This window comes from Methylobacterium sp. J-088 (assembly GCF_022829295.1).
Taxonomy (GTDB): domain Bacteria; phylum Pseudomonadota; class Alphaproteobacteria; order Rhizobiales; family Beijerinckiaceae; genus Methylobacterium.
On sequence record NZ_JAKSYH010000014.1, the window covers coordinates 21,770 to 32,278 of the forward strand.

At 69.4% G+C, this 10,509-nt stretch carries 12 protein-coding genes and 1 riboswitch; of the genes, 5 read left to right on the forward strand and 7 right to left on the reverse strand.

Translation table 11 applies throughout. From position 1 onward, the window contains the following. Positions 1-404: 404 nt before the first annotated feature. From MKK63_RS00500 to MKK63_RS00515, 4 genes are all read left to right on the forward strand, one after another. Positions 405-1,544, forward strand: coding sequence for an ATP phosphoribosyltransferase regulatory subunit (locus MKK63_RS00500; RefSeq protein ID WP_243997680.1), 1,140 nt, complete (start codon positions 405-407; stop codon positions 1,542-1,544). Then, positions 1,541-2,536, forward strand: a complete 996-nt coding sequence (gene hisG, locus MKK63_RS00505) for an ATP phosphoribosyltransferase (RefSeq protein ID WP_243997682.1) — start codon at positions 1,541-1,543, stop codon at positions 2,534-2,536. The genes MKK63_RS00500 and hisG overlap by 4 nt, the downstream gene beginning before the upstream one ends. Positions 2,537-2,617: 81 nt before the next feature. After that, on the forward strand, positions 2,618-2,905 hold the full coding sequence (locus MKK63_RS00510) for a type II toxin-antitoxin system HigB family toxin (protein ID WP_243997684.1): 288 nt from the start codon (positions 2,618-2,620) through the stop codon (positions 2,903-2,905). Between the two features lies 1 nt (position 2,906). After that, positions 2,907-3,314 (forward strand): type II toxin-antitoxin system HigA family antitoxin, encoded by a 408-nt coding sequence (locus tag MKK63_RS00515; RefSeq protein ID WP_243997686.1) that lies wholly within the window; start codon positions 2,907-2,909, stop codon positions 3,312-3,314. 74 nt (positions 3,315-3,388) lie between these two features. On the opposite strand, the gene MKK63_RS00520 is transcribed toward MKK63_RS00515, so the two are convergent. The 3 genes from MKK63_RS00520 to MKK63_RS00530 all read right to left on the reverse strand — a co-directional run bounded on the left by MKK63_RS00520 (position 3,389) and on the right by MKK63_RS00530 (position 5,382). Continuing rightward, positions 3,389-3,736 carry a lysozyme inhibitor LprI family protein gene (locus MKK63_RS00520; protein ID WP_243997688.1) on the reverse strand — a complete coding sequence of 116 codons (348 nt, stop codon included), beginning with the start codon at positions 3,734-3,736 and terminating at the stop codon, positions 3,389-3,391. A gap of 79 nt (positions 3,737-3,815) precedes the next feature. Further along, positions 3,816-4,247 (reverse strand): protoporphyrinogen oxidase HemJ, encoded by a 432-nt coding sequence (gene hemJ, locus MKK63_RS00525; protein WP_243997689.1) that lies wholly within the window; start codon positions 4,245-4,247, stop codon positions 3,816-3,818. A gap of 7 nt (positions 4,248-4,254) precedes the next feature. Next, entirely contained in the window at positions 4,255-5,382 is a 1,128-nt protein-coding gene (locus MKK63_RS00530; protein WP_243997691.1) for a uroporphyrinogen decarboxylase, read from the reverse strand. 464 nt (positions 5,383-5,846) lie between these two features. Here MKK63_RS00530 and MKK63_RS00535 point away from each other — a divergent pair, with 464 nt between their 5' ends. Then, complete coding sequence (locus tag MKK63_RS00535; RefSeq protein WP_243997693.1) at positions 5,847-6,677, forward strand: pyruvate, water dikinase regulatory protein; 831 nt, start codon at positions 5,847-5,849, stop codon at positions 6,675-6,677. Positions 6,678-6,831: 154 nt separating this feature from the next. On the opposite strand, the gene crcB is transcribed toward MKK63_RS00535, so the two are convergent. The 4 genes from crcB to MKK63_RS00555 form a co-directional block, all read right to left on the reverse strand. Next, entirely contained in the window at positions 6,832-7,221 is a 390-nt protein-coding gene (crcB, locus tag MKK63_RS00540; protein ID WP_243997694.1) for a fluoride efflux transporter CrcB, read from the reverse strand. Between the two features lie 85 nt (positions 7,222-7,306). Continuing rightward, positions 7,307-7,379: riboswitch (Fluoride riboswitch) on the reverse strand. A gap of 63 nt (positions 7,380-7,442) precedes the next feature. Next, positions 7,443-7,952 carry a hypothetical protein gene (locus tag MKK63_RS00545; protein WP_243997697.1) on the reverse strand — a complete coding sequence of 170 codons (510 nt, stop codon included), beginning with the start codon at positions 7,950-7,952 and terminating at the stop codon, positions 7,443-7,445. Between the two features lie 176 nt (positions 7,953-8,128). Then, positions 8,129-8,554 carry an EF-hand domain-containing protein gene (locus MKK63_RS00550; RefSeq protein WP_243997699.1) on the reverse strand — a complete coding sequence of 142 codons (426 nt, stop codon included), beginning with the start codon at positions 8,552-8,554 and terminating at the stop codon, positions 8,129-8,131. Between the two features lie 214 nt (positions 8,555-8,768). Further along, positions 8,769-10,052 (reverse strand): hypothetical protein, encoded by a 1,284-nt coding sequence (locus MKK63_RS00555; protein ID WP_409564456.1) that lies wholly within the window; start codon positions 10,050-10,052, stop codon positions 8,769-8,771. Between the last annotated feature and the right edge of the window lie 457 nt (positions 10,053-10,509).

Here is a 10,509-nt window from a genome sequence, read left to right on the forward strand (position 1 = left end):
CAATGCTCAGGCTCAGAGGCGGACGCAATCCATCCGCTTTCGAAGCCTTAATCTGCTGGATTAGGAGTCGTATCGACTTCATTTTCAGCTCGTATGATCGATAAATTATAGTCTGACGCGTCATTGCATTGATTCACAAATCGAATATCCTGGTTTCGAAAGGGCGAGCCCTTTCGCGGGTGCAGGGCAGGGCCCTGCTGTCGGGCTTCGCCCGCACCAGGGCTTCGCCCGATCTGTCAGGGCTCTGCCCTGACGACCCGCCAAAGGGCGAGCCCTTTGGAATCCCGTGATCGGCGTGCCGATCGGCTCGGACGGCCCCTGCGCAGTCCCGCGCGCCGGACCAGCGCGGGGCGTGTCGCCAAGCCCGGCCGCGGTTGCTACAGAGCGCCCGCGAGGTGGACACGATGACACGACCGGAGGCGGGTGAGACGGGGGCGGGGGACGCGGCACGGACGCGTCTGCTCGCCCATCTGACGGCGGCGGGCTACCGGCCGGTGACGCCGCCGGTGCTGCAGCCGCTGGAGCCGTTCCTGGAACTGTCCGGCGAGGATATCCGCCGCCGGATCTTCGTGACCCAGGACGCGGCCGGGGCGGAACTGTGCCTGCGCCCGGAATTCACCATTCCGGTCTGCCGCCTGCACCGGGCCGAGGCCGACGGGCGGGTGGCCGATTACAGCTATTGCGGACCCGTCTTCCGGCTGGCCGCCGACGAGCCCGACGAGTTCTTCCAGGCCGGGATCGAATCGATCGGGCGCACCGACACGCCGGCCGCGGACGCCGAGGTGCTGGGCCTCGCCCTCGAAGGTCTCGCGCTGTTCGGCCGGCACGATCCGGCAGTGCGGCTCGGCGATATGGGCCTGACCGTAGCGCTCCTCGACGGGCTCGCAGTGCCGCCCGCGGCCAAGCGGCGGACCCTGCGGGCGCTCGCCGCCGGGCGCTCGCTCGACGCCGTGACCAACGGTGCCGGAGCGCGGCCCGAGGATCCGCATGCCGGCCTTCTGGCAGCGATCCAGGGCCAGGACCCGCGCGGGGTACGCGCCTTCGTGGAGGACGTGCTGGCGATCGCCGGGATCTCGGCGGTGGGCGGGCGCAGCGCGGGCGAGATCGCCGAGCGCTTCCTCGCCAAAGCCTCCGCGCAGGCCCATGGCGGGGCCGGGCTCAACACTGAGAACCGCGCAATCCTCGACCGCTACCGGGCGATCGCCGGCCATCCGGACGCTGCGGCGCGTGATCTGCGGGCGCTGGTCGCCGACGCGAACATCCGCCACGACGCCCTCTCGGCCGCCCTCGACCTGTTCGAGGAGCGCACCGGCTTCATCGCGGCCCGGGGCCTGCCGATCGAACGCTTCCGCTTCCAGGGCGGCTTCGCCCGCAACCTCGACTATTATACCGGCTTCATCTTCGAGGTGACCGAGCGCGACGGCCCGATCCTGGTCGGGGGCGGGCGCTACGATGGGCTCCTCGGGCATCTCGGCAGCCCGGTGCCGCTGCCCGCGGTGGGCTGCACCTTCTGGATCGAGCGCGTGGCGGGAGCCGGACAATGAGCGCTTCCGAGCCCCTCAGCTTCGAGCCCCTCATCTTGGCGGTCCCGTCCAAGGGACGCCTGCAGGAGAATGCCAGCGCGTTCTTCGGCCGCGCGGGCCTCAAGCTCGCGCAAGGCGCGGGCGCCCGCGATTACCGGGGCAAGCTGCTCGGCGTGCCCGACGTCGAGGTGCGCTACCTCTCGGCCTCCGAGATCGCCGCGCAGCTCGCCTCGGGCGCCGCCCATCTCGGGGTGACCGGCGAGGATCTGATCCGCGAGACCCTGCCGGACGTCCGCGGCCAGGTGGAACTGCTGACGCCGCTCGGCTTCGGCAACGCCACCGTGGTGGTGGCCGTACCCCAGGCCTGGATCGACGTGCGCGACATGTCGGATCTCGACGAGGTCGCGGCCGGCATGCGCGCCCGCCACGGCCGGCGCCTGCGGGTCGCCACCAAATACGTGAACCTGACCCGCCGGTTCTTCGCCGAGAAGGGCGTGGCCGATTACCGGATCGTCGAGAGTCTGGGCGCCACCGAGGGGGCGCCCGCCGCCGGCTCGGCCGAGATCGTGGTCGACATCACCACCACGGGGGCGACGCTCAGCGCCAACGCCCTGAAGGTGCTGGAGGACGGGATCATCCTGCGCTCGGAGGCGAACCTCGTGGCCTCGCTCAAGGCGCCCTGGGGCGCGGGCCAGCGGGCGGCGCTCCGCACCGTGCTCGGCCGGATTGCCGCCGAGGAGCGCGCCCGCACCACCCGGGAGGTGCGCGCCGCCCTGCCGGAGAGCGGCACGATCGACCTCGCCAGCATCGCAGGGTTGCACGAGGCGGAACTGCCCTACGGGGCCCCGCGGGGGGCCGACGGTGAGATCGTGCTGCGCTGCCCGGAGGGGGCGGTGTTCGACCTCGCGGGGGCGCTGGTCGAGGCCGGAGCGCGGGCCGTGACGGTGCGGCGGGTGGATTATGCGTTCGCGGCCGAGAACCCGCTGGCGGAGCGGTTGCTGGCGCGGTTGTAGGGAGCGGGACGCTCCGTGCGGTGGCTTCCCGCTGCTGCGCCAATCCGCTAGTATCGCAAACTGCGATGCGGCCGCGACCCCATGCACGTCATTACCCAAGCTCGGATCTGGGAGGCCAAGCGAACGTGGCCGCGTGCCGCCGACGCGCTTGATACTTGGTATCGCCTGATGAAGAGCGCGGAACCGTGCGACTTCGCCCAGATGAAGGAGCTATTTCCGGCAACCGACAAGGTCGGCCGTCTGCATGTCTTCGATATCGGCGGAAATAAACTACGCCTGATTGCCATCGTTCAATATAAATTTAAGAAAGTCTATATCCAAGCGATCTTGGATCACGCCACATACGATAAGGGCAAATGGAAGGTATGAGATGACCACCCTTGTGGAGAAGGCAGTGGAGCATTGGCCGCACGTCGCTCCGCTGCTGACCGCCCCGGCGACCCGCGGCGATTATGACCGACTGGTTCAGGCCATGGACCAGATTCTCAGTCTTGTCGGCGAGGACGAGGATCATCCCCTGGCGGTCCTCGCCTCCCGCATGGGCGATCTGATCGAGGCCTACGACGAGGCACATCGCCCCATGCCGAGGGTCACCGGTGCCGCCGCCCTGCGCTACATCATGGATGAGCGCGGCCTTGGCCAGGGCGATCTGCCGGAAGTCGGTACGCAGTCGGTGGTTTCGGAGATCCTGAGCGGGAAGCGGCGGATCAACATCCGTCAGGCCCGGGCCTTGAGCGCACGTTTTTCGTTCTCGGCGGAAAGTTTCCTCGACCTATGAAGGTCCGGTGTAAATGATCGGCCGAGATTCCGGTTCTACCCGGCGATGCGGAAAGGCAAGGCGCCCCCGATCCTCTACTGCGGCCCCTGCTTGGCGAACTCCGAAAGCACCGCGCGTAGCACCTTCAGCCGCGCGTCGTAGGCGGCCGTCAGGCAGGCGACATCGGCGCCGCAGGTCCGGCGCTCCTGCAGCCACGCCTCCTGGTCGTCCCGCAGCTTCCCCTGGCCGCCCATCGGCAGCACCGCCTTCAGGATCTCGAACCGGGTCGCCATCTCGATGTCCCGGTCGTTGAGGGGCAGGTGCGTGCAGATGGCCTTCTCGTCGGGCGCCTCGGCCTTGTCGCAGGGAAAGCTCGCCGCATGGGCGTAGGAGCCGAACGTCAGGGTGGCCAGGGCCAGGACGGCGGGGAACAATCTCGACATGGGCTCAGAACGAGCCGCCGCGCGAAAAGCTCCGCCTCGCGCGCCGGCGGCGTGGTGAATCAGGCCCGAGATCACAGGATCACAGGCCTGGCTTGACCACCACCAGGATGACGATGACGATCATCAGGAGCGTCGGCACCTCGTTGAGGATCCGGTAGAACCGGTGGCCGCGCGTGTTCCGGTCGGCGGCGAAATCCTTGACCATCCGGGCGAGCCAGCCGTGGATGCCCGACATCGCCAGCACCAGCACGAATTTCGCCTGCAGCCAGGGCGCCGCATAGTAGCCGCTCATCCAGGCGAGGATCAGCCCGAACACCCAGGTGGCGATCAGCGCCGGGGTCATGATCGCCTTGAGCAGGCGGCGCTCCATGACCTTGAAGGTCGCCGATTGCCCCTCGGAGCCCGGCGGCAGGCTCGCGTGGTAGACGAACAGCCGGGGCAGATAGAGCATACCCGCCATCCAGGCGATCAGGCTGACGATGTGCCCGACCTTGATCCAGTCGTACAGCACGGCCGGCTCAGCCCCGCAGCCGTGCGAGCATGCGCTCGACATGGGCGACCGGCGTCTGCGGCGTGATGCCGTGGCCGAGGTTGAAGATGTGCGGCAGGCCCGCGGTCGCGGCCAGCACGGTGTCCACCGCCGCGTCGAGGGCCGCACCGCCCTCGATCAGCGTGTCGGGATGCAGGTTGCCCTGCGTCACCGTGGAGGCCGGCACCCGGCCGCGCAGCGCCTTCAGGTCCACGCCCCAATCGACCCCGACGGCGTCGGCGCCGGTCTCGGGCACCACGCGGGCATGGCCGTCGAGCCCCGAGCCGCGGGCGAACACGATGATCTTGGCCCCGGGCACCTTGTCGCGCACGCCCGCGATCATCCGGGCGATCGGCCGCAGGGACCAGCGGGTGAGGGCATCCACGCTCGCATCCGGCAGCGCGCTCTCGGCGACGTCGCCCACAGGCTCGACGGTGCCGGCCGCGGCGGGAAGAGCCAGCGGCAGGGTGCCGGCATGGGACTCGAAGATCTGCACCGCATCGGCGCCGGCCTCGAGCTGGCGCACGAGGTAGTCGGTCTGCACGGTGACGAGGCGGTCGATCAGGGTGTCGACCAGGGCCGTGTCGCCCTCGGCCAGCGCCCGCGCGGGGGCGAGGTCCGGGGTGCCGCGCCCACCGATCATGTAGCTCGCCACCGTCCAGGGGGCGCCGCAGAAGCCGAGCAGCGTGGTCTCGCGGGGCAGTTCGGCGCGCAACCGCTTCACCGTCTCGAAAACCGGGGCGAGGTGGGTCATCACGGCCGGGTCGCCGACCTCGCGCAAGCGCGAAAACGCCTCACGCCCGTCGAGCGGGTCGAGGCGCGGTCCCTCGCCCTCCACGAAGCGCACGTCCTGACCGAGCGCATGCGGGACGACGAGGATGTCCGAGAACAGGATCGCGGCGTCGAAGCCGAAGCGCCGGATCGGCTGAAGGGTGACCTCGACGGCGAAATCCGGACTGTAGCAGAGATCGAGGAACGAGCCCGCCTCGGCCCGGCTCGCCCGGTATTCCGGCAGATAGCGGCCCGCTTGGCGCATCATCCAGGCGGGGGGCGGCCCGATGGCTTCTCCCTCGAGGACACGCAGCACCTTGCGCTCCCCCTGCGGCGTCCCCGTCATCTGCGCTCCACCCCCGCTTGTCCGATCCCGAATGCCTGTCGGCGCGCCTCCTGTCGAGTCGAGGCGCACCGATCCCCACACAGGCCCCTTCGAAAAGAAAAGAGAGATTCTAGGACTCTGTTTTTTCTATTGGGGGGCCGAGGATCGGGCGCACAAACGGGTCCACAGGCCGTCCCCGCCGCCGCGCCGTTAACGAGGCTTTAAAGGATTCGCTCCATATTGCGAGAACCGGATGGTCCGACAGCGCCTTGGCTACGCCGAGTCGTGTACGCACCCCCCGTGTGTCCCGGATTCTCCCACGGGCCCGGATTCCGCCTGCCCAAATCGCGGGCCTGTGAACGGCGGAGTCGATAACCGAACACCGTCCCGTTCTGGACCGGCCCGGTCGGGCATCCTATCCACACGGATCGACTCCCCAGGCGGCCGGCGGTGGATAACCCGGGCCCCGCGACGAAGGCGACCAGATGGGCCGCAGCTATTTCCACCTCCACCTCGTCTCCGACTCGACCGGCGAGACGCTGATCAATGTCGGGCGGGCGGCCGCCGCCCAGTACGAGGGGGTGTCGGCGATCGAGCACGTCTACCCGCTCGTGCGCTCGGCGGCGCAGCTCGACCGGGTCATCTCGGAGATCCGGGCCGCGCCGGGCCTCGTGCTCTACACCCTGGTGGGCGGCGATCTCGGCGAGCGGCTGGAGGAGGTCGCCCGGGAGACGGGTTCCCCGTGCCTGTCGGTGCTGCGGCCGGTTCACGACCTGCTGCGCGCCTATCTCGGCGCCGAGACCACGGCCCGGCCGGGCGCCCAGCACATGCTGAACGCGGAGTACTTCAAGCGCATCGACGCGATGAACTTCACGCTTGCCCACGACGACGGCAACCTGCCGGACGATCTGGAGGAGGCCGACGTGATCCTGCTCGGGGTCAGCCGCACCTCGAAGACGCCGACCTCGATCTACCTCGCCAATCGCGGCCTCAAGACCACCAACCTGCCGCTGGTGCCGGGGATGCCGCTGCCGCCGGCGATCGAGCGCGCGCGCAAGCCGCTGGTGGTGGGCCTGTTCGCGTCACCGGAGCGGATCGTGCAGATCCGCCAGAACCGGCTCTCCAGCCTCAACGCCGACGAATCGTCCCTCTACGTCGACCGCTCGGCGGTGGCGGACGAGATCACCATGTCGCGCCGGCTGTTCGTGAAGAACCGCTGGCCGACGATCGACGTGACCCGCCGCTCCATCGAGGAGACGGCGGCCGCGATCGTCGACCTCTACCGCGACCACCGCCTGAAGTTCATCGCGGATTGAGTCCGTCCGGGGTTCCCAAAGGGCGAGCCCTTTGGCGCGGTGTCGGGGCAGCGCCCCGACGCTCGGGCGAAGCCCGACGCTCGAGCGAAGCCCGACAGCAGGGTTCCACCCTGCACCCGCAAAAGGTCGAAGACCTTTTGAAACCAGGACTTTTTCAGCTCCCACTCAGGATTGCCCGGACCAGGGCGAGGCCCGCCACGAGACCCACGAGCCCGGCGGCGACCGAGGCCAGCACGTAGAGGGCGGCCATGGCCGTCTCGCCGCGCTCGTACAGGCTGATCGCGTCGAGCGAGAAGGTCGAGAAGGTGGTGAAGCCGCCGAGAATTCCGGTGGTCAGGAACAGCCGGGCCGGGTGGCTGGCCGCGCCACGCAGGGCAAAACCCTCGGCCAACACGCCCATCAGGAACGAGCCCAGCACGTTGACGATCAGCGTGGCCAGCGGAAAGCCGAGACCCGGCAGCAGCCGCGCAACCGCGACGTTGACGCCGTGCCGGGCGCCGCCTCCGAGTCCGGCGCCGAGGATGACGATGAGGGTCTTGATCATGCCTGCCCTTCCTGTTTCGGTCGGGCGGACCTCACGCGTCGCGGCTTCGGCGCACGGCCCCACCGCGGACGGCGAAAAGCGCGCCCGTGCGGTAGGAGCCATCAGCCCGGCATGGGGATGCCGGGCGGTTGTCGGGGAGCTCCATCCCCATCGCCGACAGATCTAGCGCAGGACGGTGCAGGGGGGAACCGGGTTTCCCGGCCCCCATGCCGGTTCCGGGATCAACGCGCGAAGGTGAAGTGGCTGCGCTGCGCGATCTGGGCGGCGTAGAAATCCTCCACCACCTCGCGGACCACCTCGGCCAGCTCGTCGCCACGGTGCTCGTCGAGCTGGATGTCGCTGCCCACCGTGCGCCCGCTGGCGCAGCGCGCCGCGCCGGGCATGAGGCGCTCGTTGTAGCGCTGGTTCAGGCCCGAGACCGAGATGAAGTTGCTGCCGCCGAGTTCCGGCCCGTACGTGATCTTGATCTTCTGCTCCGCCTCGAGCCCGCGCAGCTGCGCGCAGAGGCTGATGAAGTTGTCCTGATCGATCCTGGCCTCCAGGCCCGTGATGCTGCCGTGGACGTTGTCCTCCTCGTTGAGCACTTCGGCCATGAGGTTCAGGACGCCCACGACCGGCTGCAGCGCCCGGCTGCCTTCGTCCAGAAGCTTCTGGCGAAACGCGTTGCTCCTCGCATCGGCTTCCTGCAGCCGCGCGCGGAACCGATCCTTGACGTCGTTCGCGCGTGCCATCGCGCTCCTCCCTGGTGGTTCATCCGGTTCTTGTTCGACCGGATACTGGGAACCTATGGAGATTTTTCAGATGACACAACATCATGCAAAATATTGATGCCTGCCCAGATCTTGAGCCATTGCACAGAAATAGTACTTGCCTATGGACTGTGCAATGGCTGTCGATCAGGCGGTCATCACTTCAGAAGCTGCAGCAGGCTCCGACCGGCGGGGGTCTTGAGTTCCTTGGCGTCGAGCTTGCCGTCGCCGTCCGGATCGGCCGCCTTGAAGCGCTGTTCGACAAGGGCGAGGTATTCCTTACGGTCGAGGGTACCGTCGGAATCGGGGTCGGCGGCCTTCAGATCCTTCTTGCTGACCCGGCCCTTCAGCTCCTTGGCGTCGACGGTGCCATCCTTGTCGGTCTCGGCGGCGTCGAAAACCTTGCCGGCCGCCGCCTGGGCTTCGGCGAGATCGATGGTGCCGTCCTTGTCGGTGTCGACCATCTTCAGCGTGCGCTCGGCGCCGGACGATCGGGCCAAGGCCGTGGTCGGAAGTGTGGCGGGAAGGACCAGGGCGGCACTGAGCGCCGCGGCGAGGATGGGTCGGGTCAGGGGCGTGGACATGTCGAGTGGGTCTCCGTGGCGATCGGCGCCGGCGACCCAAATCATAACCGCGGTGGCTGTTCCCGAACCGTCCTTCACAAGACGAGGATCGCCAAGACCCCCGCAGCGGCGCTCGGAGCCGCGCCCGATCGTGGTGCCATCGCGCCCGGCTCAAAGCCTTCGTTGTGACGCGCGCTCTGGCGTCGAACCGGTGTCCACTTCGGCGGAGAGCGCTCTAGCGGGCCGGTCCGTCGAGGGGTGCCAGCCGGTCGGGCCCCGGTTCGGCGGCCACCGGTTGAGCGCGTGACAGGCTGCGCGCCAGGGCCGGTAGATCCGGTCCGGCCGCACCCGCGGCGCCGAACACCGACCGGTCGAGGGCCGCGAAGGCGGCGGCGAGGTCGGGCTGCGCCCGCCAGACCCGGGCGAGCTCCGGCGCCTCGCGCATCGCCGCGTCGAGGGCGGCGCGGAACCGGGCCGGATCGTCGGCGCGGGCCGCCGCCCGCAGGCGCCGCCGGGTCGGCCCGGACAGGCGCAAAGTCGGCCGGCCCAGGCCGAAGCCGATCAGCGCCAGCCCGAGCCCGAAGGCGGCGAGCGCCGCTGCCGCGACCGCCAGGGGCGCGGGGACCGGCGGGGGCGCCCGGTCGGTCTCGCGGTCGGGCAGGCCGCCGCCGATCTGCCGGGCTGGGATCTCGGTCTCGCGCATCGTGCGGGTGTTGGTGTCGAACCAGGGGATCGCGATCGCGTCGAGGGGGATGATCTCCGGTACGCCGGGCTTCACGTCCCACTGGTAGGTGGCCCGGGCCACGGGGCCCGAGGGGGTCAGCAGGGTCTCGCGGGTGACGGGGCCCGCGAAGGTGATGATGCCGCGGGTGCGCATCACCGGCCGGGGCGGCAGGCCCTCGGCCACCATGCCCTGGACCTCCAGGGTGACGATCCGGCGGGCGGTCTCGCCGACCTTGATAGTCTCAGGGTCGGGGCTCCACGAATCGGTGACCGCCACGTCCCGGGCGGGCAGCCACCAGGGCTCCTTGGCGTCCGGGCCGCCCGTGGCGGCGGTCCAGGGCGCCACCGGGAAGGGGATCGGCTGCGAGCGCACCTCGACCACCCGCCGCTCGCCGACATCGTTGACGGTGAGCTTGTGGGTGAACGGCTCGATGGTGAACTGGCCGGCGTGGTGCGGGAAGACCGCCACGGTGCGGTCGAACGCGATGGCGCTCTGGCCGTCCGGGAGCTTGGCCTTGCTCCAATGATCGCGGCCGAGCTGCGTCCAGGAGAAGTTGGCCAGCGAGGGCTGAACCACCTCCTCCAGCAGGATCGGCTGCTTGTAGACCCCGTGGATCTTCAGCAGCACCATCTCGCGGGGGTAGGGGGCGCTGTTGCCGTTGCGCTCGGCGGTGACCGTGAGGGTGAGGTCGCCGGGCTCGATCTCGGCCCGGGCGGGGAGGGGGGTGAGGACAAGGAACAGGGCGAGAGGCCATGCGCGCGTCTCCCTCCCCCCCTTGCGGGCTACCGGGTCCACACCTCTCGATCGGCCCCTGGGGCTCTCGGATAAGGCGCGGGTCCCCTCTCCTGGAGGGAGAGGGGTGTGACCTTCCCGAAAACGGCGCCCCCTGCACGCACCGTAATGGCTTGCTCGAACCTGAACCTTCCCGTCCCCCACCCGGCTCTCTGCGAGAGCAGACCTCTCCCGCACGGGAGAGGCGGCCGGTCGCGCCCGGCCGCCAACGGCCGCGTCCACCGAAGATGTGTGCCTATCATACGGGGGAGGGGGAACGGCGGTCTCGGCACCGGTGCGCAGCCCTGAAACCCCGAAAAAACCCACAACGGGTGGCTCCGGACGGGGAACGAGGTGCTGGCCTCGACACTGCGGGTTGGCCCGGTCGGCGTGCGCAGGTGGCGAGAGCGGCCGCGAACGGCGGCGTCAACCGAAGATGGGTGAATCTCATAGGGGGGAGGGGGATCGCGCGTCTCGGCAC

Coding starts and splice junctions, on each gene's coding strand:
- MKK63_RS00500 (WP_243997680.1), top strand. CDS start 405: ATGACACGACCGGAGGCGGGTGAGACGGGGGCGGGGGACGCGGCACGG.
- MKK63_RS00550 (WP_243997699.1), bottom strand. CDS start 8,554: ATGTCCACGCCCCTGACCCGACCCATCCTCGCCGCGGCGCTCAGTGCC.
- hisG (WP_243997682.1), top strand. CDS start 1,541: ATGAGCGCTTCCGAGCCCCTCAGCTTCGAGCCCCTCATCTTGGCGGTC.
- MKK63_RS00510 (WP_243997684.1), top strand. CDS start 2,618: ATGCACGTCATTACCCAAGCTCGGATCTGGGAGGCCAAGCGAACGTGG.
- MKK63_RS00530 (WP_243997691.1), bottom strand. CDS start 5,382: ATGACGGGGACGCCGCAGGGGGAGCGCAAGGTGCTGCGTGTCCTCGAG.
- MKK63_RS00535 (WP_243997693.1), top strand. CDS start 5,847: ATGGGCCGCAGCTATTTCCACCTCCACCTCGTCTCCGACTCGACCGGC.
- MKK63_RS00520 (WP_243997688.1), bottom strand. CDS start 3,736: ATGTCGAGATTGTTCCCCGCCGTCCTGGCCCTGGCCACCCTGACGTTC.
- MKK63_RS00545 (WP_243997697.1), bottom strand. CDS start 7,952: ATGGCACGCGCGAACGACGTCAAGGATCGGTTCCGCGCGCGGCTGCAG.
- MKK63_RS00515 (WP_243997686.1), top strand. CDS start 2,907: ATGACCACCCTTGTGGAGAAGGCAGTGGAGCATTGGCCGCACGTCGCT.
- crcB (WP_243997694.1), bottom strand. CDS start 7,221: ATGATCAAGACCCTCATCGTCATCCTCGGCGCCGGACTCGGAGGCGGC.